The following is a 24442-nucleotide window of genomic DNA, read 5'->3' as shown; positions in this document are numbered from 1 at the left end:
GCCTCTCGTGATCAGGCGAAGCGGGCGTCGACGGCGTCGCCGTGGGCTGGCAGCGCCTCGGCGTCGCTGAGCGCTCGGATGTGCGGCGCGACCCGCTCGAGCGCCGAACGGTCGTAGGAGATCACCTGTTGCGGCCTAAGGAAGGTGTACGCGCCGAGGCCGGAGGAGAAACGCGCCTGGCCGAGGGTCGGCAGCACGTGGTTGGAACCGGCGAGGTAATCGCCGAGGCTCACGGGAGCAGTCGGGCCGAGGAAGATCGCGCCGGCGTCGTGGATCCGCTCGGCCGTCGCGGCGGGATCGATGGTGTGCAGCTCGAGGTGCTCCGGACCGTAGGCGTCGCTGAAGGCGCAGGCCAGCTCGAGGTCGTCGACGATCACGAGGGCCGACTGCGGCCCGTCGAGGGCGATCGCCACGCGCTCGGCGTGGTGCGTGCTCGCGGCCTGCGCGACCACTTCGCGGCCGACGGCGGCGGCGAGCTCGGGGCTGTCGGTGACGAGGACGGCCGACGCTGCTTCGTCGTGCTCGGCCTGGCTGACCAGGTCGGCGGCGATGAGGCGGGCATCGGCGGAGTCGTCGGCGATCACCAGGATCTCGGTCGGGCCGGCCTCGGAGTCGATGCCCACCTGCCCAAGGACCTGGCGCTTGGCGGTGGTGACCCAGACGTTTCCCGGCCCGGTGATGATGCTGACGGGATCGAGACCGAGGGACTCGACACCGTACGCGAGTGCGGCGACCGCCCCCGCGCCTCCGAGCGCATAGACCTCGTCGATGCCGAGCAGAGCTGCGGCGGCGAGGATCGTCGGGTGGACGGATCCGCCGAACAGCTTCTGCGGGGGCGAGACCAGCGCGATGGAGGCGACCCCGGCGGCCTGCGCGGGGACCACGTTCATCACGACGCTGGAGGGGTAGACGGCCTTGCCACCGGGGACGTAGAGGCCGGCGCGCGCGATCGGCTGCCAGCGCTGGGTGACCGTCGCGCCGGCGTCCAGCTCGGTGGTGCGGGGCGGCGGGATCTGCGCCGCGCTCGCGCGGCGGACGCGGGTGATCGCCTCCTCGAGGGCGAGGCGGATCGAGGGTTCGAGCTGCTCGAGGGCCTGTGCGATCTTCTCGGCGGGCACGCGCAGCTCCGGCGGACGCACGCCGTCGAGACGTTCCGACTGGTCGAGCAGCGCCTCGGCTCCCCGCTCACGGACATCGGCGATCAGTTCGGCGACGACCGGCCCGACCGAGGCGGAGGTGCCCGGATTGCGGGGCACGAGGGCGAGGAGTTCGGCGGCGGACGGACGCCGCCCACGAAGATCGAGAGTCTGGATCATGGCCGCCCCAGTCTACGCGGCGCCCTCCCCCGCTCTTTCGCCGCCGCTCATCGCGGGTCTCGAGATGCCGCGGAGGGCTGCTCGACCACCGCAACACGCCCCACGGAACCCCGCCACCCCCACGAGCCGACCGCGCCGAGCCGGGCAGGGACCGGCTCACCACACACACGACGAACCGGCGATCCGCGTCCCAGCGGATCGTCGTAGCCGACCGCAACACGCCCCACGGAACCCCGCCACCCGCACGAGCCGAGCCGGGCAGGGACCGGCTCGGAATTCAATACAGACAGTTGGGGCCCAGCAGGCTCTTCAGCTCGCCGAAGAGGTCGGGGGTGATCCGCACCGGGAACGGCACCTCGAAGATACGGGCCGTGTCGCCCTTGATCAGCTTCAGCCGTACCTCCGTCTGCCCGGAGTGCCGGATGAGCACGTCGCTGAGCTGTGAGACGGTGTCGGTCGTCGCGCGCGATTCCGGCATCGAGACGGTGAGCGGGCCGGAGTCGCCGTCCTGGCTCAGCTCGGGGGCGAAGAGGCTGAACGCGTGCAGGTTCATCCCGTCGTCGCGCATGCTCACGCGGCCCCGGACCACCACGATCGAGTCGTTGGTGAGGGCGGGGGCGAACTCCTGGTACGCCTTGCCCATGAACATGCAGGTGATCTCGCCGCCGAAGTCCTCGACCTGGATCATCCCGTACTGGTTGCCCGAGGTCTTCGCCATCCGGTGCTGCACGCTCGTGACGAGCCCGGCGACGACCACGGTTTCGCCGTCGGCGACGGTCTCGGAGATGAGCAGGTCGGCGATCGTGGTGCTGTAGTGCTTGGCCAGTTCGGTCTCGAGCCCGGCGAGTGGATGGTCGGACACGTAGAGGCCCAGCATGTCGCGCTCGAAGGCGAGCTTGTCGCGCTTGGCCCACTCGGGTCTCTCCGGCACCTGGACGGCGGCCTGCGGTTCGTCCCAGAGACTGTCGAAGTCGAAGCCCACCTGGCCGTTGGCCTCGTTGCGCTTCTCGCCGACCGCTGCCTCGACCGCGTCCTCGTGCACCTCCACGAGTGCGCGACGGGTGGGCCCGAGCGAGTCGAAGGCTCCGGCCTTGATCAGGGACTCGACCGTGCGCTTGTTCGTCACCTGCAGCGGCACTTTGCGGAGGAAATCGTGGAACGACTCGAAGCGCCCCTTCTCCTCGCGCGCCGCGCGGATGCCCTCGACCACGTTCGTCCCGACGTTGCGCACGGCACCCAGGCCGAAGCGGATGTCGGTGCCGACCGCGGTGAAGAAGCCGATCGACTCGTTGACGTCCGGCGGGAGCACCTTGATTCCCATGCGCCGGCACTCGTTGAGGTAGGCGGCCATCTTGTCCTTGGAGTCGCCGACGCTCGTGAGAAGCGCCGCCATGTACTCCGCGGGGTAGTGCGCCTTGAGGTAGGCCGTCCAGTACGAGACGACTCCGTAGGCGGCCGAGTGCGCCTTGTTGAAGGCGTAGTCGGAGAAGGGCAGGAGGATGTCCCAGAGCGTCTTGACGGCCTCCATCGAGTAGCCGTTGGCGGTCATCCCGCCCGAGAAACCCTCGAACTGCTTGTCCAGCTCGGACTTCTTCTTCTTGCCCATCGCGCGCCGCAGGAGGTCGGCCTGCGCGAGCGTGAACCCCGCGAGCTTCTGCGCGATCGACATGACCTGCTCCTGGTACACGATCAGGCCGTAGGTCCCGCCGAGCACCTCCGCGAGCGGCTCCTCGAGCTCCGGATGGATCGGAGTGATCTGCTGCACGCCGTTCTTGCGCAGCGCATAGTTGGTGTGGGAGTCGGCGCCCATCGGGCCCGGCCGGTAGAGCGCGAGCACCGCGGAGATGTCCTCGAAGTTGTCCGGCTTCATCAGGCGCAGCAGACCGCGCATCGGGCCGCCGTCGAGCTGGAAGACGCCGAGCGTGTCCCCCCGGGCGAGCAGGTCGTAGGCGGCTTGGTCGTCGAGCGAGAGGTCTTCGAGCACGAGATCCTGCTCGCGGTTCGCGCGGATGTTGTCGAGCGCGTCGTCGATGATCGTGAGGTTCCGCAACCCCAGGAAGTCCATCTTGATCAGGCCGAGGGACTCGCAGGCGGGGTAGTCGAACTGCGTGACGATCTGGCCGTCCTGCTCCCGCTTCATGATCGGGATGATGTCGAGCAGCGGATCGCTTGACATGATGACGCCGGCCGCGTGCACGCCCCACTGGCGCTTGAGGTTCTCGAGACCGAGCGCGGTGTCGAAGACGAGCTTGGCCTGCGGGTCCTCGGCGATGACGTTCCGGACGTCCACCGCCTCCTTGTAGCGGCCGTGTGCGGGATCGTTGATTCCGCTGAGCGGGATGTCCTTGCCCATGATCGCGGGCGGCATCGCCTTGGTGAGCTTCTCGCCCATCCCGAAGGGGAAGCCGAGCACGCGCGAGGCGTCCTTGAGCGCCTGCTTCGCCTTGATCGTGCCGTAGGTGACGATCTGCGCGACACGCTCGTCGCCGTATTTCTCTGTGACGTAGCGGATCACCTCGCCGCGGCGACGGTCGTCGAAGTCGACGTCGAAGTCGGGCATCGAGACGCGGTCGGGGTTGAGGAAGCGCTCGAAGATCAGTCCGTGGTGCAGCGGATCCAGGTCGGTGATCCGCATCGCGTAGGCGGCCATCGAGCCGGCACCGGAGCCGCGACCCGGTCCGACGCGGATCCCGTTGCGCTTGGACCAGTTGATGAAGTCGGCGACGACGAGAAAGTACCCCGAGAAGCCCATCTGGCGGATGACGCCCATCTCGTAGTCCGCGCGCTCGCGGACCTCCTGGGTGATCCCGCCGGGGTACCGCTCGCGCAAGCCCGCCTCGACCTCCTTGGTGAACCAGGTGTCCTCCGTCTCGCCCTCCGGCACGGGGAAGCGGGGCATGTAGTTCGCGGAGGTGTCGAACTGCACGTCGCAGCGCTCGGCGATCAGCAGCGTGTTGTCGCAGGCCTCGGGGTGGTCGCGGAACACCTGGCGCATCTCCCGCGGAGACTTGAGGTAGAACTCGTCCGCGTCGAACTTGAATCGCTTGGGGTCGTCGAGAGTGGTGCCCGACTGCACGCAGAGCAGCGCCGCGTGCGACGTGGCGTCGTGGGCGTGCGTGTAGTGCAGGTCGTTGGTCGCGACGAGCGGCAGGTCGAGGTCTTTGGCGAGTCGGATCACGTCCGCGATGACGCGCCGCTCGATGTCGAGCCCGTGGTCCATGATCTCGGCGAAGAAGTTCTCCTTGCCGAAGATGTCGCGGTAGTCGGCGGCCGCCTGCCGCGCCTCCCTGTACTGCCCCAGCCGGAGGCGGGTCTGCACCTCGCCACTCGGGCAGCCGGTGGTGCCGATCAGCCCCTCGGAGTACTGCGAGAGGATCTCGCGGTCCATCCGCGGTTTGAAGTAGTAGCCCTCGATCGACGCCTTCGACGAGAGGCGGAAGAGATTGTGCATGCCGGTCGTGGTCGAGCTCAGCAGCGTCATGTGGGTATAGGCGCCGGAACCGGACACGTCGTCCCCTCCGCCGTCGCCCCAGCGGATGCGCGTCTTGTCGGTGCGGTGCGTGCCAGGAGTGAGGTAGGCCTCGGTGCCGATGATCGGCTTGATCCCTGCCGCGGTCGCCGTGCGCCAGAAGTCGAAGGCGCCGAACACGTTGCCGTGGTCGGTCACGGCGATCGCCGGCATGCCCTCCTCGACCGCCGCATCGATCAGCGGCTTCACCCGGGCGGCGCCGTCGAGCATCGAGTACTCGCTGTGCACGTGCAGGTGGACGAAGGAATCGTTACTCGGCAAGGATGCGCCTCCAGCGGACTGCGGGCAGGGGGCCGGGGACCCGGGAAGGGTCGCGGACACGGCGGGGAAAAGTCTAGCTGCGCTGACGGATGCTCGGGCCGGGTCCGCCCGGATCACTCGCCGCGCAGAAGCTCGAGCGAGCGTGCGAGATCGTCGGGGTACGAGGCCTCGAACTGCACCCACTCCCCCGTGCCGGGATGCGTGAAGCCGAGTCGCACCGCGTCGAGCCACTGGCGCGTCAGTCCGAGCCGCTTCGAGAGCGTCGGGTCCGCCCCGTACATCGCGTCGCCCACGCAGGGGTGGCGCTGCGCTGCCATGTGCACGCGGATCTGGTGGGTCCGCCCGGTCTCGAGGTGGACCTCGAGGAGGGACGCGAAGGGGAACGCCTCGATGGTCTCGTAGTGCGTGATCGACGGCTTGCCGTCGGCGCGGACCGCGAACTTCCAGTCCGAGGACGGATGGCGGCCGAGGGGCGCGTCGATCGTGCCTGCGAGCGGATCGGGGTGGCCCTGGACGACCGCGTGGTACACCTTCTCGACCGTACGGTCGTGGAAGGCGCGCTTGAGGTGCGCGTAGGCGCGCTCGGACTTCGCGACCACCATCAGCCCGCTGGTGCCGGCGTCGAGTCGGTGCACGATGCCGGCGCGCTCGGCCGCTCCGGAGGTGGCGACGGTGAAGCCGGCGGCGGCGAGTGCGCCGAGGACGGTCGGCCCCTCCCATCCGACGGCCGGGTGGGCGGCGACGCCCACCGGCTTGTCGATCACGACGATGTCGTCGTCATCATGGACGATCGCCAGATCGGGCACCGCGAGCGGGACGATCGTCGGCTCTCGGCGAGGGCGCCATTCGACGCTGAGCCAGGTGCCCGCGCGGACCCGGTCGCTCTTGTCGAGGACGCGTCCGTCGGCGCTCACTCCTCCCGCCTCGGCGACCTCGGCGGCGAAGCTGCGCGAGAACCCGAGCAGCTTGGCCACCGCAGCATCCGCGCGGAGACCGTCCAGCCCGTCCGGCACCGGCAGGGAGCGCGACTGCGCCATCAGCGTCCGCCGCGGCGATCGACGTCGCTCGCGGCCTCCTCCGGCGGGGCCGCGTCGTCCGTCGTCTCTGCGCGCGACCCGCGCTCGGCACGGGTGCCGTCGAGCGCCACGCCGCGCAGGCTGAGGACGACGAAGACAGCCATCGCCGAGCAGATGGCGATGTCGGCGACGTTGTAGATCGCCGGGAGCAGCCATGGCGTGAAGAGGAAGTCGACCACGTGACCGAGCCCGAAGGAGGGCTCGCGGAACAGGCGGTCGAAGAGGTTGCCGAGCGTGCCGCCGAGCAGCAGCCCGAAGAAGACGGCCCAGGCCAGGGAGCGGATCCGGCTGGAGAACCAGAGGACGGCGACGACCACGCACGCGGCGATGATCGAGAAGATCCACGTCGATCCGCTGGCGAGGGAGAAAGCGGCACCCGGATTCTTCACGTAGTGCAGGATCAGGACGTCTCCGAGGATACGCACGTCCTCGCCGAGGGCGAGGTTCGTGGTAACCAGGTACTTCGCGGTCTGGTCGATCGCGAAGACCGCGAACGCGACGAGGCCGAGGGCGACCAGCACCCTCGGCCTGACGTCGGCTGCGGCGGGACTACGCCCCAAAGCCCGACAGCGAGGACTCAGCCGCTGCCGGCTGGGTGTCGAGGTCGCGGAGCTGACCCTCGATGTAGCTCTTCAGCTTCTGGCGGTACTCGCGCTCGAAGGTGCGGAGCTCGTCGATGCGGTGCTCGACGGTGGCACGCTCCTCTTCGAGCTTCGCCACCTGCTGGCGCTGCTTGGCCTCGGCTTCGGCGACGAGGCGCGCGGCTGTGGCGCGGCCCTCGGCGATGAGCGCGTCGCGCTTCTCGGTGCCCTCGCGCACGTGCTCCTCGTGGAGTCGACGGGCGAGCTGCAGCAACCCGCTCGAGCTCTCGGCCTCGTCGGCCGGGGCCGACTGCTGCGGGGCGACCGGAGCGGTCACCGGGGCGGCGATCGGCACGACCTCGGGCTGCGGCTCGGGCTCGGCGGCGACCGCCTCCTCCGCGACGGGAGCGGGGATGCTCTCGCGCGGCGCGTCGGACACGCGGGTGTCGGATGTGCGGGAGTCGCCGGACGAGAGCCGCTGACGCAGCTCCTCGTTCTCCTGGTTCAGGCGACGCAGCTCAACGACGACCTCGTCGAGGAAGTCGTCGACCTCGTCCTGGTCGTATCCCTCGCGGAACTTGGTCGGCTGGAACCGCTTATTGACAACATCTTCGGGAGTGAGCGCCATGGCTTTCCACCTTCGATTTCAAGTAGGTACACGTTTATCAACGTTCGACTAAAGCTAGCAACTTCAGGCGCACGGCGCAGTGCTGGCACCGCGGAGAACGTCCGATCGTCGCCAACGATACAGGGACCGTCAGGCGCGCTGGAGCCACGTGGCGATGTACATGCCCACGATGACGCAGAGCATGGTCAGGCTCCAGCCGAAATCGAGGGCGATCGGGCCGATCGAGACCGGCTTGATCAGCCTGCGGAAGAAGCCGATCGGTGGATCGGTGACGGTGTAGACACCCTCCGCCGCGACCAGACCTGCGCCACGGGGGCGCCAATCACGCCGGATGACCCTGACGAGGTCGAGCACGAACCGGGCCCACATCGCGAAGAAGTACAGGAGCAGGACGAAGTAGAGGACGCTCCCGAGGAGCGAGACGACGGAATTCACCGCGAGCCAGGGCTCCCGGGATCAGGACTTCGCGAAGAACGACGCGTCGGCATCGTTCTCGGCGGAGGCGGAGTCGCCGGCGACCGTGATGTGCGACGGGGACAGCAGGAAGACCTTGCTCGTCACGCGCTCGATGCGGCCGAAGAGGCCCTGCGAGAGCCCGCTCGCGAAGTCGATCAGACGACGGGCGTCCGCGTCGCTCATCTGCGAGAGGTTGATGATCACGGGGATGCCATCGCGGAAGTTCTCCGCGATGACCTGCGCGTCGCGGTACTGCTTCGGGTGGACGGTGAGGATCTCGTTCATCTCGGCGTGTGCCGTCGCCTTCGGTGTCTGGGGGGTGGGCTTGCGGAGCGGGGTGACCGTCGCGCGGGGCTGCGGGGTCGGCTCGACCGGCGGAACGGGCTGGACCGGCGAGACCGGAGCCCGGTGAGCGGTCGCGGGAGCCGCCTCGACGGGTTCGGCGCGCTCGTACTCGACCTCTTCGTCGGCGAGTCCGAGGTAGACCATCGTCTTCTTCAGCGGGTTGGCCATGGGTGTCCTCCGTGTCGTGTGTGCTCCCACAGGTGGGTCACCACGAGGTTAGGTGCGGACGGGGCGTTCTCCGGTGATTGCCGACCCGATTCGCAGGTGTGTCGCGCCCTCGGCGATCGCGTCGGCGAAGTCGTGCGACATGCCCGCCGAGATGGCCGTCGCACCGGGGTCGACGGCGCGCACGCGGTCCGAGATCGCCCGCAGACGCGCGAAGGCCGGGCGCGGATCCTCGCCCAGCGGAGCGACCGCCATCACCCCGCGCAGGCTCAGGCTGCCGGCGTCCGCGAGCGCCTCCGCGAGGGGCTCGACATCGGCGGGCGCCGCTCCGCCGCGATCGGGGTCGTCCGTGAGGTTGACCTGGAGGTAGACGTCGAGTGCATCCTCGCCGGTGTCGAGCAGCGGGACGAGGGCGAGCCGGTCCACGGAGTGCACAGCGCGCGCATAGCGGCGCACCTGGCGCGCCTTCTTGCTCTGCAGCTGCCCGATGAAGTGCCAGCGTGCGGCCGTGCCGGCGAGGTCGAGGGACTTCTGCTGCGCCTCCTGGTGCCTGTTCTCACCGAAGTCGGCGACGCCGAGCTCGAGCAGGTCGCGGAGGAGGGAGACCGGATGGAACTTCGTCACGACGATCGTCGTGACGGACGAGGCCGCACGACCGGACGAGCGGGTCGCCTCGGCGACCCGCTCGGAGACCGCGGCCCAGCGCGCGGCCAGCTCCGGATCGGGCACGGCTACTTGAGGAAGTCCGGGATGTCCAGATCGCTCTCGTCGTCGTCGAACGACGGGTCGGCGACAGGAGCCGGAGCAGCGGCCGGGGTGCTCGACCAGATCGAACCCGCGACCGGCGGAGCGGCGGGAGCCGGAGCGGGCTCGGCGGGCGACTCGCTCGCGATGCTCTGCTGCGGCCGGGGCTGGGCGACCGCTGCAGGGGCCGCGCCGCCGGGCTCGCCGCCGTCGAAGCCCGCCGCGATGACGGTGACGCGAACCTCGTCCCCGAGAGTGTCGTCGATGACCGCTCCGAAGATGATGTTCGCCTCGGCGTGCACCGCCTCCTGCACCAGGCGAGCGGCATCGTTGATCTCGAAGATGCCGAGGTTCGATCCGCCCTGGATCGAGAGGAGCACACCGTGCGCGCCGTCGATGCTGGCCTCGAGCAGGGGCGAGGCGACGGCGAGCTCGGCCGCCTTGATCGCGCGGTCGGCGCCCCGGGACGAGCCGATGCCCATCAGCGCGGATCCGGCTCCCTGCATGACCGACTTGACGTCGGCGAAGTCGAGGTTGATCAGGCCCGGGGTCGTGATGAGGTCGGTGATGCCCTGGACACCGGCGAGGAGCACCTGGTCGGCGGTCGCGAAGGCCTCGAGCATGGAGATGCCGCGGTCGCTGATCTCGAGCAGGCGGTCGTTGGGGACGACGATGAGGGTGTCGACCTCATTCTTGAGCGTGGCGACGCCGGCCTCGGCCTGGGTCTGGCGGCGACGGCCCTCGAAGCCGAAGGGCTTGGTCACCACACCGATCGTGAGAGCGCCGATCGACTTGGCGATGCGCGCGACGACGGGCGCGCCTCCGGTGCCGGTGCCGCCCCCCTCGCCCGCGGTGACGAAGACCATGTCGGCGCCCGCGAGGACCTCCTCGATCTCCTCGGCGTGGTCCTCGGCGGCACGACGGCCGACCTCGGGGTCGGCACCGGCACCGAGACCACGGGTCAGCTCGCGTCCGACGTCGAGCTTGACGTCGGCGTCGCTCAGCAGGAGCGCCTGGGCATCCGTGTTGATCGCGATGAATTCGACACCGCGCAGACCGAGCTCGATCATGCGATTGACAGCGTTGACGCCGCCACCGCCGATGCCGACGACCTTGATCACGGCGAGGTAGTTCTGGTTTGAAGTCACGTCTCCGGCCTCCGGGCTGAACATTAAACCTGTAGTTGAGGCTTAAAGTTATACTGAGTATGCATAGTGGGTGCGGCTCCGACGGTAGGCCGAGGAGGGGCGCGCTCCCGGCAGACACGCCCGCAATCGGGAAACAGCCGGACGGATCAGTCCCACGTCACGACCGCGGGGCGACCACGGCCGCCTCGGGCGAGGAGACGTCGTAGGAGGCGACAGTCGCGGGATCGGTCGCCGCCATCAGCTTCTCGAGCACGACGGCCTTCACCGCGGAGGCGTCCGAGCCGCCCCACACCACCTTCGCCCCGCCGGCGAGCGTGAGCGAGACGTCGTCGCCGGTCGTCGCGGCCGCCGCGGTGACCTGTTCGGCCAGCGCTCGCGGCAGGGCCCGCAACACGCCTGCGGTCGCGCGGAACCCGGCTCCGGAGGCGTCGCTCGACGGCGTGGTGAGCAGCGGATAGCCGGGCTGCGCCGCGTCCGCCGTCTCGATGACCACGCCAGCGGCGTCGACGAGATCGAACCGGCCGTCCCGCTCGATCACGCCCAGCGGTGCGCGCTCCACGACGGTGATCACCAGCGTGCCCGGCGGCCGGGTCTGCACGGAATAGCTCTGGACGAGCGGGTAGGCGCCGAGCACGCGGCCGACCTCCCCCCGGTCGACGAGGGTGAGCGGAACACCGAGCTGATCGTCGAGCGCGCCCTGCACCGTCGCCGCATCGACGCGCTGTGTGCCCGTGATCTCGATGGTGCGCACCGCCATCAGCGGCGAGAAGGCCGCGATGCCGACGATCAGGGCCAGCGCCACCAGCGACCCGGCGACCACCAGGGCAATCCGCCGACGACGACGCGAGCGCTGCGTGAAGCGGCGGACCTCGCCGCGCTCGAAGCGCCTCCGCTCGCGCTCGGCCCGCTTCACCGCACGGTTCTCGGCGCCGGGCAGGCGGACGTCGGGCACGCGGACACCGGCGAGCGCGGCGCGGGCCGCAGCGATCCTGCCGCTCGTGCGCTCCGGAGCGCTCGGCTCTGCCTCGGTGCGCACCCGGAGCGAGGAGACGATGCGCACCGGTTCGGTGGGCTGCTCACGGTCGCCCGACGGCGGCGCAGGTGGACGCACGCTCGGCCGGCGGTCGGCGTCGGGCCGCTTCATGCGCGCTCCCCGCGGAGGTGCCCGGCGCTGGCCGCGGTCATCGTGCGACCGGAGCGCCCTCGCTCGCGCCGAGCGACTCGAGGACCTGCGGGATGATGCGGTAGACGTCCCCGCACCCGAGCGTGATGACGAAGTCGCCCTCGCGCGCGATCTCGGCCGTGCGGCGCGCCGCCTCCTCCCAGTCGGGGACGAACGAGACGTGGGAGGGGTCGGCGAACTTGTCGCTCACCAGCGCTCCGGTCACCCCGGGCTCGGGATCCTCGCGGGCGCCGTAGACGTCGAGCACGACGGTCTCATCGGCGTAGCGCTCCAGGGTCTCGGCGAACTCGCGCGCGAACAGGCGGGTGCGGCTGTAGAGGTGCGGCTGGTGCAGCGCGATGATGCGTCCCTCGCCGACCACCGTGCGGGCGGCGGACAGTGCAGCGGCGACCTCGGTCGGGTGGTGGGCGTAGTCGTCATAGACGCTGACGCCGCGCACCGAGCCGTGCAACTCGAACCGGCGCTCGGTGCCTCCGAAGGCCGACACGGCCTCGAGGGAGGCGGCCGGGTCGAAGCCGAGGCCCACGAGCACGGCGAAGGCACCGGCCGCGTTGACCGCGTTGTGTCGCCCCGGGATCCGCAGGCGCGCGGCGTAGCGGCGGCCCTCGTACTCGAGGGCGAAGCCGACCGGCCCCACGAGCTCGAGATCGACGACGCGGACGTCCGATCCCTCGGACTCGCCGAAGGTGATCACCCGGCGATCGCCGAGACGCTCGGAGACGCGGACCGCGCCCGCATCGTCGGAGGAGATCACGACGAGTTCGCTCGCGGAGGAGGCGAAGGTGACGAACGCCTCCTCGAAGGCCTCGAGCGAGCCGTAGTGGTCGAGGTGGTCGGGATCGACGTTGGTGATCAGGGCGACCGCGGCGTCGTAGAGCAGGAAGCTGCCATCGGACTCGTCCGCCTCGACGACGAAGACCTCGCCGGAGCCGGCCGCGGAGGACGTGCCGAGGCTCTCGATGATCCCGCCGTTGACGAAGCTCGGATCGGCGTCCACCCCGAGCAGACCGGTGACGATCATGCCCGTCGAGGTGGTCTTGCCGTGCGCGCCGGCGACCGCGACCAGACGCTTGCCGCGCACCAGCCAGGCGAGGGCCTGCGAGCGGTGCAGCACGGGGAGGCCGCGCTCCTTCGCGAGGACGTACTCGGGGTTGTCCGGCCAGAGCGCTGACGTGACCACCACCGCCTCGGCGTCCCCCAGGTGCGCGGCGTCGTGGCCGATGGCGACGGGGATCCCCAGCTCGCGCAGCTGCTCGATCGGGTGCGATTCGCGCACGTCCGAGCCGGTCACCCGGTGGCCGGCGTGCTGGAAGAGCCGTGCGATCCCGCTCATCCCGGAGCCGCCGATGCCGATGAAGTGCACCGAGCCGAGCTCGTCGGGGATGGTGATGCCGAGGTCGGGCTTGATCACGGGGCTCTCGCTTTCGGGTGGTCGGCGCTGCGCGCGAGGGGCCTCGCGCCGGGCGCCGGATCAGTGTAGACGGTGGGCGGGAGGGCTCTCCCGAGCAGCGCGGAGCGCGGTCACCGCGGCGCGGTCAGGCTCGATCCGATCAGGTCGACCAGCCTCCCTGAGCCGTCCCGGACCCCGACTCGCGCGGCACGGCGCGCCATCTCGTCGCGGCGGGCGGAGTCGCCGAGCAGCGGCACGAGCACTCGCTCGACCCAGACGGGCAGGAACGCCGCGTCCTCGACGAGGAGCGCTCCTCCGGCGTCCACCACGCCGCGCGCGTTGACGCGCTGCTCGCCGTTGCCGACCGGATACGGGACGTACACCGCGGGCAGGCCGAGCGCGCTGAGCTCGCTGACGGTCGCCGCTCCCGCGCGCGAGACCGCGAAGTCCGACGCCGACAGGGCGAGATCCATCCGGTCGCAGTAGGCGAGGAGGTGGTACCCGTCGATCCCCGGATCGGTGATCTCGGCGCGGTCGCCGGTGATGTGCAGGATCTGGAAGCCCGTGGCGACGAGGGCGGACGCGGAGGCGTGCACGGTCGCGTTGATCCGCCGGGCGCCGAGCGAGCCTCCGGTGACCAGCAGCGTCGGGCGCTCGGGATCCAGGCCCAGCGCGAGGCGCCCCTCCTCGCGTCGAGCGGAGCGGTCGAGCTCGGCGATCTCGCGCCGGAGCGGCATGCCGACCACCTGCGCGTGCGGGAGCGGGGTGCCCTCGAACGCGACACCGACGTGAGGCGTCGCGCGAGCGCCGAGCCGGTTCGCAAGACCAGGACGCGCGTTCGCCTCGTGCACGACGAAGGGGATGCGGGCACGGCGCGCTGCGAGATACGCGGGAGCCGCCGCATAGCCGCCGAAGCCGACCACGGCATCGATCCCGCGCTCACGGATCGTCCGGACGATGCCGTCGATCGTCGCGCGGAACGCGAGCGGGAAGCGCAGGGCGGCGGCGTTCGGCCGCCGCGGGAAGGGCAGCCGGGGGATGACCGAGAGTTCGTAGCCCCGGAGCGGGACGAGGCGCGCCTCCAGGCCCTCCGCCGTGCCGAGCACGAGGACCTCGTCCCCGGGATTGCGGAGGCGGATCTCGTCAGCGGTGGCGAGCAGCGGATTGACGTGGCCGGCCGTGCCGCCGCCCGCCAGCAGGTAGCGGGTCACGACGCAGCGGCCTTCGTCGAGCGTCGTCGTAGCGAGCCCAGCACGGGCAGAGCGGTCGTCTGCTCGCGGGCGAACGAGAGGACGACGCCGATGGCGAGGAGCGAGCTGAGCAGAGCGGTGCCTCCGGACGAGATGAGCGGCAGCGGCACCCCGAGCACCGGCAGAACCCCCAGCACCACGCCGATGTTCACGAACGCCTGACCGATCAGCCAGACCATGACCGCACCGGTGCTGATGCGCACGAACGGGTCGGTCGAGGCGTGGATCACCCGGAAGAACGCGACCGCGAGGACCACGAACAGAGCGAGGACGACGACGGCGCCGATGAGGCCCAGCTCCTCCCCGATGATCGCGAAGATGTAGTCGTTGTCGGCGGCGGGCAGCCACGACCACTTGGCCTTGGAGTTGCCCAGACCGACCCCGAAGATGCCTCCGGAGGCCATCGCCCAGGTGCCGTGCACGGGCTGCCAGCACGAGTTCTCGTACTGCTCCGATCCGGAGCAGTCGCCGAAGAACGACAGGATGCGGGTCACGCGGTTCGAGCTCGTGAGTGCGAAGAGCACGGCTCCGACCGCCCCGGCGACGATGAGCGGGATGATGATGCGCACGCGGACGTTCGCATAGAAGAGCGCGGCGAGGAAGATGCCCGCCATGATCATCACCGTGCCGAGGTCGCCGCCTGCGAGGACCAGCACCAGGGCGATCCCTCCGAAGGGCAGGACGGGCAGCAGAGCGTGACGCCAGTCCTGCTCGCGCCGCAGTCGGCGCTCCAGCGTCACCGCCAGCCAGAGGACCAGGGCGAGCTTGAGGATCTCGGACGGCTGCATCGAGAGTCCGCCGAGGTCGAGCCAGTTGCGGTTGCCGCCGATCTCGGTGCCGAGAGGAGTGAAGACCAGCAGCTGCAGGAGGCAGCCGACGATCAGCAGCGGACCGGCGATGCGCTTCCAGAACCGCACAGGGAAACGCGAGGCGATCAGCATGAGGGGGACGCCCGCCACAGCGAAGACGCCCTGGCGCATGAACCCGCCGAAGGAGTCGTCGTCCTTCAGATAGGAGGTCACCGACGAGGAGGACAGCACCATCGTCAGGCCGAACAGCACCAGGAAGAACGTGGTTCCGAAGAGCAGGTAGAAGTTGGGCGACTGCGAGGCGAAGACCTTCGACAGGACGATTCGCGCCGTGCGCATCCCGCCCCTGTCCTTCTCTCGCGGCTCAGTGCGCGAGCGGCCCGCGGGGCGGCTCGTCGTCGGAGCGGTCATCGGCTCCTCCTCCCAGGTGGGTCGCCACGGCGGCCGCGAAGGAGCGGCCCCGAGCCGCGTAGTCGCGGAACTGGTCCATCGATGCTGCGGCGGGTGCGAGCAGGACGACGTCGCCCGAGCGGGCGAGTGCCGCAGCGGCCTCGACGGCCGCCTGCATCACCGCACCAGTGTCGTCCGGGACCACCTCGCTGACGGGGAGGGCGGGCGCGTGTCGTCGGAATGCCTCGAGGAGCGCCGAACGGTCGGCTCCGATGACCACGGCGCCGCGCAGGCGGTCGACGTGGGCGGAGACGAGCGTGTCGACGTCGACACCCTTGAGAAGCCCGCCGACGAGCCAGACCACCGACGGGTAGGCGCGCAGCGAGGCGTCGGCCGCGTGCGGATTGGTGGCCTTGGAGTCGTCGACCCAGGTGACTCCCGATCGCTCCGCGACCACCTGGATGCGGTGGGCGTCGAGCTCGAAGCCGGCCAGAGCACGGCGGATCGCAGCGACCTCGATCCCGCAGGCGCGGGAGAGAGCGGCGGCGGCGAGCACGTTCTGCACGATGTGCGGCGCGGCGAGGTGGCGCTCGGCGAGTTCGTCGACAGTGGCGATCTCGAGAGCGCTGGTGCGGCGATCCTCGAGGAACGCGCGATCGCAGAGGATCCCGTCGACGATCCCAAAGTCGCTGGGACCCGGCACGCCGAGTCCGAAGCCGATCGCGCGAGCGCCCTCCACGACCTCCGCGTCGAGCACCATCTGCTCCGTGGCCGCGTCGGCCCGGTTGTAGACGCACGCGAGGCGGGTCCCCGCATAGACCTTGCCCTTCGCGGCGCGGTACGCCTCGACCGAGCCGTGCCAGTCGAGGTGGTCGTCGGCGATGTTGAGGCAGGTGCTCGCGATCGGCGAGATCGCACCGAGATAGTGCAGCTGGTAGCTGGAGAGCTCGACGACCAGCACGTCGAAGCCCTGCGGGTCGCGCACGGCGTCGAGGACCGGGATCCCGATGTTGCCGCACGGCGCGGCGCGCAGACCGCCGGCCACGAGCATCGTCGCCGTCAGTCGCACCGTCGTGGTCTTGCCGTTGGTGCCGGTGACCGCCACCCAGTCGGCCGGCGTGCCGTCGGCGCGGAGCACCTTGTCGCGCACTCGCCAGGCGAGCTCGACATCGCCCCACACGGCGATCCCCGCCTCTGCCGCCCACAGCAGAATCGGATGCGTCGGCCGGAACCCGGGCGACACGACGACCAGGTCGGGCGCGAACGCGCTGAGTTCGCCGGGCACGGAGTCGAGGCGTTCGGCGCGGTGCAGGCGCGCGCCGATGACCTCGAGAAGGCGCTCGCGCTCCTCGTCGACGCGGTCCGCCAGGACCAGCACCTCCGAGCCGAGCTCGGTCAGCGTGTCGGCGACCGAGAATCCGGTGACTCCCAGACCCAGCACGGCGACCCGCAGGCCCCGCCAGTCCGAGTGCCAGCTGCGGAGGGAGTCGAGACGGGCGGGATCAGTCATTCCAGCGAGAGCCATTCCAGGTAGAAGAGCCCGACACCGGTCGCCGCGAGGATACCCGCGATGATCCAGAAGCGGACCACGACGGTGATCTCGGCCCAGCCCTTGAGCTCGAAGTGGTGGTGGAGGGGGCTCATCAGGAAGATGCGCTTGCCCCGGGTCAGCTTGAAGTAGATCCGCTGGACGATGACCGAGCCGGTCACGATCACGAACAGGCCGCCGATGAGGATGACGAGCAGCTCGGTGCGGGTGAGGATCGCGAGGGCGGCAAGGGCGCCGCCGAGGCCGAGTGAGCCCGTGTCGCCCATGAAGATCTGCGCGGGCGAGGTGTTCCACCAGAGGAAGCCGACCAGCGCCCCCGAGATCGCCGCGGCGATGATAGCCAGGTCGAATGGGTCGCTCACCTGGTAGCACTTGTCGACGACTTCGGGGTTGAGGTGCTGATCGAAGCACCACTGGTTCGACTGCCAGAACCCGATGATGACGTAGGAGCCGATCGCGAGGATCGACGAGCCCGTCGCCAGGCCGTCGAGACCGTCCGCGACATTGACGCCGTTGGACGTGCTCGTGACGATGATGCAGATCCACAGCACGAACAACCCGATGCCGACCCAACCGAGTACGGCGAAGTCGAACGGCAGATCGCGGATGAACGAGATCGAGGTCGACGCCGGCGTCAGCCCGTTCGAATCGCGCACCATGATCGCGATGACGGCGAAGGCCGCCGCGACGATCACCTGACCGGCGATCTTCGCCCAGCCGCCGAGCCCGAGGCTGCGCTGATTGCGGGTCTTGAGGAAGTCGTCGGTGAAGCCGACCAGCCCGAGGCCCACCATCATGAACAGCACCAGGAGGGCCGAGGGGGCGAGCGACCGGTTGCCGAACAGCATCCCGAGGAAGTAGCCCACCACGGTGCCGAGGATGATGACGATGCCGCCCATCGTGGCGGTGCCGTGCTTGACATGGTGCGACTTCGGCCCGTCCTCGCGGATGAACTGGCCCCACTGGAGCCGGTGGAAGAGGCGGATGAACAGGGGCGTCATCAGGAGCGTGAACGCTCCCGAGAACGCGCCGGACAGCAGCAGGGCCCTCATCGGTGACGCTCCCCGAGACGCTCGGCGAGGAAGCGCAGCCCCGCGGAGTTCGACGACTTAACGAGAACGGTGTCGCCGGGACGGAGGTACCCCTCGAGGAACGCGAACGCGGCGTCGGAGTCCTCGGCGAAGACAGACTCGCCGCTCCAGGAGCCTTCGCGCTCGGCGGCCACGTGGATGCGGCGGGCGCCACGGCCCACCACGACGATCTGGGCGATGTTCAGGCGCACGGCCAGGAGCCCGACGCGCTCGTGTTCCTCGTCGGCCCACTCGCCCAGCTCGCTCATCTCTCCGAGGACGGCGACGGTGCGGCCCTCGGGCCGGGCGATCTGGGCGAGGGTGCGCAGCGCGGCGGCGGTGGAGTCGGGGCTCGCGTTGTACGCGTCGTTGATGACGCGGACGTCCTCGCCGCCGAGGACCTCCATGCGACCGCGCTCGGCGAGCGTCACAGTCGCCAGTGCGTCGACGATCGCGGGCAGAGCGACTCCGACCGAGAGAGCGGCGGCAGTGGCCGCGAGGGCGTTCATCACGTGGTGCTCGCCGAGGACGCGCAGGAGCAGCTCGGCACGGCCGGCCTCGCGGCCCTCCCCCGCCGAGACCTCGATGGTGAAGCGGGTGCCATCGGCCGTCGGCTCGATGTCGACCGCGCGCACATCGGCTCCGTCGCCGCGGCCGAACCACAGCACGCGTGCCGCCGTGCGCCCGGCCATGGAGGCGACGCGGCCGTCGTCGGCGTTGAGCACGGCCACGTCGTCGGCGGTGAGGTCGGTGACCATCTCGGTCTTCGCCTCGAGCGTCCGCTCGATCCCGCCGAACTCACCCGCGTGCGCGAGGCCGACCGCGAGGACGACTCCGACGTCGGGCTTGGCCATCCGCACCAGGCGGCGGATCTCGCCGACGGCGCTCGCACCCATCTCGGCGACGAGGAAGCGGGTCGACTCCGAGACCTGGAGCATTGTGATCGGTGCGCCGACCTCGTTGTTGAAGGAGCCGCGCGGCGCGACCGTCTCGCCCACCCGCTCGAGGATCGTGCGCAGCAGGTTCTTGGTCGTGGTCTTGCCGTTCGATCCCGTGACGCCGATGACGGTGAGGCCGCCCTTCGCGCGGACCCGGCGGACCACCTCGGTCGCGAGTGCCCCGAGCGCCTCGACGGAATCGTCGACCAGGACCTGCGGCACATCGAGATCGAGGGGACGTTCGACGATCAGGAGCGCCGCGCCCCGCTCGAGCGCCGCCGGTGCGAAGAGGTGACCGTCGGTGTGCTCGCCGCGCTTGGCGACGAAGACTCCGCCCGGAGCGATCTCGCGGGAGTCCGTCTCGGTCGCTCCGACGACCACGGTGGAGGCGCTCGCCGACGAGCCGGCGAGGTGGAGGCGTCCCGAGACGGCTGCGGCGATCTCGGTGAGGGTCAGCGCGATCATCTAGAGCCAGCCCGCCTCGCGCAGAGCCTGCCGGACGTCGTCTCTGGCCGAATACGGCATGTGCACTCCTGCGATCTCCTGGTAGTCCTCGTGGCCGGGGCCGGCGTAGAGGATCGAGTCGCCCTCGCGCGCGAGCGCGACGGCGGCGCGCACGGCGGCGCGCGGATCCGGTATCTCGTGGACCTCCCGGCCGGGGACGGCCGCGCGAGCCGCCTCGAGCAGGACCGCGCGGATCGCCGCGGGGTCCTCCCAGCGCGGGTGGAAGTCGGTGACGATGACGACATCGGCGAGTCGGGCCGCGATCGCGCCCATGTCGCCGCGCTTGGTGGTGTCGCGGTCGCCGTCGGCGCCGAACACCATGATCAGCCGCCCAGGTGTCAGGGCCCGCAGGGCCTCGAGGGCGTTCTGGAACGCGTCCGGCGTGTGGCCGTAGTCGACGTAGACCCGGGGTCCGCGATCGCCGGACACCAGCTCGGCGCGACCCGGGATGTAAACGTCGAGCCGGCTCTCCTCGAGCGCGTGGGTGATCGCGTCGAGGTCGAAGCCCGATTCGACCAGCATCACGATCGCCAGTGCCGCGTTGGCCGCCATGTACCAGCCGATCAGCGAGACAGTGACGACGACGGAGCGGTTCTCCGGCCCGTCGAGACGGAAGGTCGTGGAGTCGGCGGTCGCGTCGACCACGGTCATCGACCAGTCGGCCGGCGTCTCGGGCGGCACGCCGAGCACCGCCGAGCTGGCGAGGGTGGCGACCGGGATCCTGCTGCGCTCGGCGAGCTCGCGGCCCCAGGTGCTGTCGACCGTGACGACTCCACGCCGCGCACGCTCGGGCTCGAACAGGTCGGCCTTCGCCTCGAAGTACTCGCGCATGTCGCAGTAGTCGTCGAGGTGGTCGTGGCTGAGGTTCGTGAACCCGACGACATCGAAGACGAGCCCGTCGATGCGGTGCCGGCTGAGCGCCTGCGCCGAGACCTCGATCGAGACGGCCCGGACGGCCGACTCCCGCATCCGCGCGAGCAGCCCGTGCAGTTCGCTGGCCTCGGGAGTGGTCAGCGAGCTCACCACGGCGACGTCGCCGATGCGGCGCTCGGCCGTCGAGCTCAAGCCGGAGACGACTCCCAGGCGGCGAAGCAGCGCGTCGAGGAGGTAGACGACGCTCGTCTTGCCGTTGGTGCCGGTGACACCGAAGAGGGTCGGTACGTCCTCGCGAGTCCGGTGGATCCACGCCGCCACATCGCCGAGGGCGGCGCGCGGGTCGGGGGTCACCAGGACGGGGAGTCCGCTGTCGGCGGCGAGATCGGCTCCGGCCGGGTCGGTCAGCACGGCGACTGCTCCGGAGGAGGCGGCCGCCGCCGAGAAGGCCGCGCCATGCGCGCGTCGTCCTGCGACTCCCACGTAGAGGTCCCCCGCTTCGACCCGGTTCGAGTCGAGCGTGACCCCGCTCACCTCGACGCCCTCGATCCCGCGGACCGGCCCGAGCGAGAACTCCGCGACGAGCTGGGAGAGGCTCCGCGGCACCGGGTGCTCGGGACGGAGGGAGGACTGCGGGCGAGGGTCGTGCAAAGCCCGCTCTTTCTCTCGTGCTGATGCGTACGGTGCTGATTCGTACGGTGCTGGGTCGTACGGTGCTTGTTCGTACGGGGGTGCTGTCCCGGCTCCGGTCACCACGTGGTGGGGTACTCCACGGGCGGCACCGTGGACGGCTCCACCCGGTTGGTCTTGAGCACCTGCGTCATGACCTGCTGGAAGACGGGAGCCGTCGCCTGGGACGTGTTCATCTTAACCGGATCGGCGATGGTGACCGTCACGACGTACTCCGGGTCCTCCGCGGGCGCGAGTCCAGCGAGCGAGACGGTGTAGCTCTTCGAGTAGCCGCCCTTGCCGTCGGGCTGCTGCGCGGTGCCCGTCTTGGTGGCGATGTTGTAGCCGTCGACGTGGATGTCGTCCGCCAGCCAGCCCTCGTTGTAGTGGGTCTGCAGCATGTCGACGACCTGCTTCGCCGCCGAGCTCGAGACCACCTGGCTGCCTGCGGAGTCGGGCACGTCGACGACGGAGCCGTCGGGCATGGTGCAGCCCGCGACGAGCTGCGACGGGAGCCGGACGCCGCCGTTGCCGAGCGTCTGGTAGATGCTGGCGACCTGGACCGCGGTGGCGGAGACGCCCTGACCGAACATGGTCGTGTAGTTGGTCTGGTTGTCCCAGTCCTGGTAGTCGGCGAGCAGGCCGCCCTCTTCACCGGGGAAGCCGCTCGTCGTGGGCGTGCCGAGGCCGAACTTCTGCAGGTAGTCGTAGCGGGTCTGGGCCGAGAGGCGCGAGCCGAGCATCGAGATGCCGACGTTCGAGGAGTCCTTGAGGATCCCGGTGAGGGTGTAGTTGGTCGGAGTGTGCGCGAAGTCGTCGCTGAAGGAGGCACCGTCCTTCTCGAAGCTGTCGGGGACGACGACCTGCGTCGTCGGACCGGCCTGGCCCTGGTCGATCAGCATCGCCGCCGTCATCGGCTTGAAGGTGGAGCCCGGCTCGAACGGCGCGCGGAAGGCCCGCGAGCTGCGGTCTGCGGAGGGACTGGCCTCGACGTTGTTGGGATCGACCGTGGGGGTCTCGGCGACCGTGAGCAGCTTGCCCGTCTTGACCTCCTGCACGACGACGATGCCGTAGCTGCCGCCGACCTCGGCGACCCGCTTCGCGAGCACCTGCTGCGAGTAGTACTGCAGGTCGGAGTCGATGGTCAGCTGGAGCGTGCCGCCGTCGACCGCAGGCTTCTCCGAAACGGTGCTGCCGGGGATCCGCACGAAATCGGCGCTGCGCTCGTAGCTCTCGGAGCCGTTCTGCCCGGCCAGGCAGGTGTTCTCGCCGTACTCCACCCCCTCCTGAGCGACTCCGTCCGAGCCGACGTAGCCCACGAGGTTCCCTGCGACCGCGCCGTTGGGGTAGCTGCGACCCTGCTGGGTCTCGAAGTAGGTCCACGGGATGTCGAGCGCGACGAGCTTCTGGTACGCCTCGAGATCGAGGCCCTCCGCTAGGACCAGGTAGTTGGATGCGGCGTCCTTCGCGAGGGCCGCGTCGACCGCCCCGGTGATCTGCTCGATCGACTGGCCCGTGATCGCTCCGATCTCGGAGGCGGCCTGCTGGACGCTCACCACGACCGTCTGGTCGCCCGCGAGCTCCCGGTCGAACTCGCCGACGTTCTTCGGTGACGTGGTCAGTCGGTAGCGGGTGGTCGTGTCCGCCAGGATCGTCCCTGAGCGGTCGACGATCGGACCGCGCGTGCCGTAGGTGACGACGCTGTTCGACTGGTTCTGTGCCGCCGCGTCGGTGAGCTCGTTCGCCCGCACGATCTGGATGTCGACGAGCTTGCCGATGAAGAGGCCGACAACGGCGAGGATGATGACGAATGTGACGGCGGTGCGGCGTCTGTTCGAGCGGTGGTGTCTCACTGCGGCGGTGTCCCTCGTGCTCCGGGCGGTCGGGCCGCCGGTAGGTCGTATCCGGTTGGTCGTCATGGGCCCCCGAGGGGCCGTGCCGTCGCGCCCACCCCGCGGCGGGCGCTCCCGCCAGATCAGTGCGTGATCGGCGCGGGCAACTCGCCCTGCAACGGTACGGCCGCCGTGCCTGCAGCCGGGGAGGACGCGCTCGCTGCGGCGGTTCCCGGCTGGAGGGCAGGCACCAGCGCGTTCGGCACCAGCGGCGCGGCGGCGGTGCCGCCGACTTCGCTCGAGGACGCCGAGGTCGGATCGCCGAGAACGGCGCCGTCGGACAGGCGCAGATAGACCGGCGCCGTGTTCGCGACCATGCCCAGGCCCTGCGCGGCGGAGGCGAGGTTCTGCGGCGAGCTCAGGGTGTCGACCGCGTCCTGTTTCTCGGCGTTGCTGCGGGTCAGGGTCCTCTGCTCGGTCTGCAGAGCGGAGATCTGGTAGGCGCCCTGCGAGAGACCCACACTGACCAGCAGCTGGACCACGATGATCGCGAAGAGGCCGGCGACGGCCACAATCCCGTAGACGAGGCGGGGACGGCCGGGCTTCTCCGTCGGGGGGACGGCCTCGATGCTCGGCCGCGGCGAAACCTCCTCCGGCCTGGCCCGGCGCGCGGTGTCGATGACGGCGGGGTCGATGACGGCGGTAGCGCTCATGCGGTGCTCCTGATCCTCTCGGCCGCGCGCAGACGCACGGGGGTCGCTCGGGGATTGCGGGCCTTTTCGTCGTCCGACGCGAGCTCCGCGCCGCGGATGACGAGCCGGAACTCGGGTCGGTGCTCCGGGAGCTCCAGGGGGAGACCGGCCGGTGCCGTGGAGGACGACGCGGCCTGGAGCGCGCGCTTGACGATGCGGTCCTCGAGCGACTGGTACGCCTCGACCACGATGCGCCCGCCCACGGCGATCCGACCCAGTGCAGCGGGAATCGCGCGCTCGAGCACCGAGAGCTCCTGGTTGACCTCGATGCGCAGAGCCTGGAACACCCTCTTGGCGGGGTGGCCGTTGCGCTGGATCGCCACCGGGGTCGCGGCCTGGATGATCTCGACCAACCTGCCCGAGCGCTCCAGCGGCGCCTCACGGCGGGCCTCGACGATCTTCTTCGCGTAGCGCGAGGCGAGTCGCTCCTCGCCGTACTCGTGGAAGATCCGGCGGAGCGCACCCTCGTCGTAGTCGGCGAGGATGCTCGCCGCCGTCAGCGGAGCGGTCGAGTCCATCCGCATATCGAGCGGGGCGTCCTTGGAGTAGGAGAAGCCGCGCTCGGTCTCGTCGAGCTGCAACGACGAGACGCCGAGGTCGAAGAGCGCCCCGTCGATCGTGCCGATGCCCAGCTCGTCGAGCACCTCGGGCAGCTCGTCGTAGACGGCGTGCACGAGGTCGATCCGGGAGGCGTGGGCCGCCAGCCTCTCCCCCGCCAGGTGCAGGGCCTCGGGGTCGCGGTCGAGACCCACGAGATGCAGGCGAGGGAAACGCTCGAGCAGTGCCAGCGAGTGGCCACCCATGCCCAGGGTGGCGTCGACGACGACCGCGCCGTCGCGCTCGAGAGCGGGAGTCAGAAGCTCCACGCAGCGCTCGAGCAGAACGGGCAGGTGGCGCTCCTCGGTCGGGCGCGGGTGGTCCTTCGGCGTGTTCTCTGCCATGGCGGTCCCGCTGCTCCGTTCCTGTCGTCCGATCCCCATCCAC

The 24442-nt window shown here is 70.2% G+C and carries 20 protein-coding genes; all 20 read right to left on the bottom strand.

The features are described from left to right. Window positions 1–11: 11 nt before the first annotated feature. The 20 genes from hisD to rsmH all read right to left on the bottom strand — a co-directional run bounded on the left by hisD (window position 12) and on the right by rsmH (window position 24399). Window positions 12–1316, bottom strand: a complete 1305-nt coding sequence (hisD, locus tag GSU10_RS06450; protein WP_132505142.1) for a histidinol dehydrogenase — start codon at window positions 1314–1316, stop codon at window positions 12–14. 277 nt (window positions 1317–1593) lie between these two features. Further along, on the bottom strand, window positions 1594–5055 hold the full coding sequence (dnaE, locus tag GSU10_RS06445) for a DNA polymerase III subunit alpha (RefSeq protein ID WP_068212837.1): 3462 nt from the start codon (window positions 5053–5055) through the stop codon (window positions 1594–1596). Between the two features lie 164 nt (window positions 5056–5219). Next, window positions 5220–6143: an RluA family pseudouridine synthase gene (locus tag GSU10_RS06440; protein ID WP_132505145.1), complete on the bottom strand. Its 924-nt coding sequence runs from the start codon at window positions 6141–6143 to the stop codon at window positions 5220–5222. Next, a complete protein-coding gene (gene lspA / locus GSU10_RS06435) occupies window positions 6143–6703 on the bottom strand; it encodes a signal peptidase II (RefSeq protein WP_330220174.1) in 561 nt (186 codons plus the stop codon). Before lspA ends, GSU10_RS06440 begins: the two co-directional genes overlap by 1 nt. 28 nt (window positions 6704–6731) lie before the next feature. Beyond that, entirely contained in the window at window positions 6732–7391 is a 660-nt protein-coding gene (locus GSU10_RS06430; protein ID WP_068212830.1) for a DivIVA domain-containing protein, read from the bottom strand. Window positions 7392–7520: 129 nt separating this feature from the next. Continuing rightward, window positions 7521–7760, bottom strand: a complete 240-nt coding sequence (locus tag GSU10_RS06425) for a YggT family protein (RefSeq protein WP_082845269.1) — start codon at window positions 7758–7760, stop codon at window positions 7521–7523. An 87-nt stretch (window positions 7761–7847) separates the two neighbouring features. After that, a complete protein-coding gene (locus GSU10_RS06420) occupies window positions 7848–8360 on the bottom strand; it encodes a cell division protein SepF (RefSeq protein ID WP_068212826.1) in 513 nt (170 codons plus the stop codon). A 48-nt stretch (window positions 8361–8408) separates the two neighbouring features. After that, window positions 8409–9086, bottom strand: a complete 678-nt coding sequence (locus GSU10_RS06415; RefSeq protein WP_132505148.1) for a YggS family pyridoxal phosphate-dependent enzyme — start codon at window positions 9084–9086, stop codon at window positions 8409–8411. A 2-nt stretch (window positions 9087–9088) separates the two neighbouring features. Further along, window positions 9089–10249: a cell division protein FtsZ gene (gene ftsZ, locus GSU10_RS06410; RefSeq protein WP_068209170.1), complete on the bottom strand. Its 1161-nt coding sequence runs from the start codon at window positions 10247–10249 to the stop codon at window positions 9089–9091. A gap of 157 nt (window positions 10250–10406) precedes the next feature. Next, complete coding sequence (locus GSU10_RS06405) at window positions 10407–11393, bottom strand: cell division protein FtsQ/DivIB (protein WP_082845024.1); 987 nt, start codon at window positions 11391–11393, stop codon at window positions 10407–10409. 37 nt (window positions 11394–11430) lie between these two features. Continuing rightward, window positions 11431–12843 (bottom strand): UDP-N-acetylmuramate--L-alanine ligase, encoded by a 1413-nt coding sequence (gene murC, locus GSU10_RS06400; protein WP_068209173.1) that lies wholly within the window; start codon window positions 12841–12843, stop codon window positions 11431–11433. 110 nt (window positions 12844–12953) lie between these two features. Further along, window positions 12954–14033 carry a UDP-N-acetylglucosamine--N-acetylmuramyl-(pentapeptide) pyrophosphoryl-undecaprenol N-acetylglucosamine transferase gene (locus tag GSU10_RS06395; protein WP_068209176.1) on the bottom strand — a complete coding sequence of 360 codons (1080 nt, stop codon included), beginning with the start codon at window positions 14031–14033 and terminating at the stop codon, window positions 12954–12956. Continuing rightward, entirely contained in the window at window positions 14030–15292 is a 1263-nt protein-coding gene (ftsW, locus tag GSU10_RS06390; RefSeq protein WP_132505151.1) for a putative lipid II flippase FtsW, read from the bottom strand. Before ftsW ends, GSU10_RS06395 begins: the two co-directional genes overlap by 4 nt. Next, a complete protein-coding gene (murD, locus tag GSU10_RS06385; protein WP_068209185.1) occupies window positions 15246–16781 on the bottom strand; it encodes a UDP-N-acetylmuramoyl-L-alanine--D-glutamate ligase in 1536 nt (511 codons plus the stop codon). The genes ftsW and murD overlap by 47 nt, the downstream gene beginning before the upstream one ends. Beyond that, window positions 16778–17872, bottom strand: a complete 1095-nt coding sequence (gene mraY / locus GSU10_RS06380; protein WP_068209188.1) for a phospho-N-acetylmuramoyl-pentapeptide-transferase — start codon at window positions 17870–17872, stop codon at window positions 16778–16780. Before mraY ends, murD begins: the two co-directional genes overlap by 4 nt. Beyond that, a complete protein-coding gene (locus tag GSU10_RS06375) occupies window positions 17869–19293 on the bottom strand; it encodes a UDP-N-acetylmuramoyl-tripeptide--D-alanyl-D-alanine ligase (protein WP_068209191.1) in 1425 nt (474 codons plus the stop codon). Before GSU10_RS06375 ends, mraY begins: the two co-directional genes overlap by 4 nt. After that, window positions 19294–20856, bottom strand: coding sequence for a Mur ligase family protein (locus GSU10_RS06370; protein WP_132505154.1), 1563 nt, complete (start codon window positions 20854–20856; stop codon window positions 19294–19296). 98 nt (window positions 20857–20954) lie between these two features. Further along, a complete protein-coding gene (locus tag GSU10_RS06365) occupies window positions 20955–22727 on the bottom strand; it encodes a peptidoglycan D,D-transpeptidase FtsI family protein (protein WP_241972918.1) in 1773 nt (590 codons plus the stop codon). Between the two features lie 122 nt (window positions 22728–22849). Then, entirely contained in the window at window positions 22850–23419 is a 570-nt protein-coding gene (ftsL, locus tag GSU10_RS06360) for a cell division protein FtsL (protein ID WP_068209194.1), read from the bottom strand. Further along, window positions 23416–24399 (bottom strand): 16S rRNA (cytosine(1402)-N(4))-methyltransferase RsmH, encoded by a 984-nt coding sequence (gene rsmH / locus GSU10_RS06355; protein ID WP_068209197.1) that lies wholly within the window; start codon window positions 24397–24399, stop codon window positions 23416–23418. Before rsmH ends, ftsL begins: the two co-directional genes overlap by 4 nt. Between the last annotated feature and the right edge of the window lie 43 nt (window positions 24400–24442).

It is taken from the genome of Rathayibacter tanaceti (assembly GCF_009834165.1).
Taxonomy (GTDB): domain Bacteria; phylum Actinomycetota; class Actinomycetes; order Actinomycetales; family Microbacteriaceae; genus Rathayibacter; species Rathayibacter tanaceti.
Note: the sequence above shows the minus strand (reverse complement) of the source record. Positions and strands in the feature narration are given on the sequence as shown.

Excerpts from the sequence above, each read along its gene's own strand:
- hisD (WP_132505142.1), bottom strand. The coding sequence starts at position 1,316 with ATGATCCAGACTCTCGATCTTCGTGGGCGGCGTCCGTCCGCCGCCGAA.
- dnaE (WP_068212837.1), bottom strand. The coding sequence starts at position 5,055 with ATGCTCGACGGCGCCGCCCGGGTGAAGCCGCTGATCGATGCGGCGGTC.
- GSU10_RS06440 (WP_132505145.1), bottom strand. The coding sequence starts at position 6,143 with ATGGCGCAGTCGCGCTCCCTGCCGGTGCCGGACGGGCTGGACGGTCTC.
- GSU10_RS06430 (WP_068212830.1), bottom strand. The coding sequence starts at position 7,391 with ATGGCGCTCACTCCCGAAGATGTTGTCAATAAGCGGTTCCAGCCGACC.
- GSU10_RS06425 (WP_082845269.1), bottom strand. The coding sequence starts at position 7,760 with ATGTGGGCCCGGTTCGTGCTCGACCTCGTCAGGGTCATCCGGCGTGAT.
- GSU10_RS06420 (WP_068212826.1), bottom strand. The coding sequence starts at position 8,360 with ATGGCCAACCCGCTGAAGAAGACGATGGTCTACCTCGGACTCGCCGAC.
- GSU10_RS06405 (WP_082845024.1), bottom strand. The coding sequence starts at position 11,393 with ATGAAGCGGCCCGACGCCGACCGCCGGCCGAGCGTGCGTCCACCTGCG.
- ftsW (WP_132505151.1), bottom strand. The coding sequence starts at position 15,292 with ATGACCGCTCCGACGACGAGCCGCCCCGCGGGCCGCTCGCGCACTGAG.
- murD (WP_068209185.1), bottom strand. The coding sequence starts at position 16,781 with ATGACTGATCCCGCCCGTCTCGACTCCCTCCGCAGCTGGCACTCGGAC.
- mraY (WP_068209188.1), bottom strand. The coding sequence starts at position 17,872 with ATGAGGGCCCTGCTGCTGTCCGGCGCGTTCTCGGGAGCGTTCACGCTC.
- GSU10_RS06375 (WP_068209191.1), bottom strand. The coding sequence starts at position 19,293 with ATGATCGCGCTGACCCTCACCGAGATCGCCGCAGCCGTCTCGGGACGC.
- ftsL (WP_068209194.1), bottom strand. The coding sequence starts at position 23,419 with ATGAGCGCTACCGCCGTCATCGACCCCGCCGTCATCGACACCGCGCGC.
- rsmH (WP_068209197.1), bottom strand. The coding sequence starts at position 24,399 with ATGGCAGAGAACACGCCGAAGGACCACCCGCGCCCGACCGAGGAGCGC.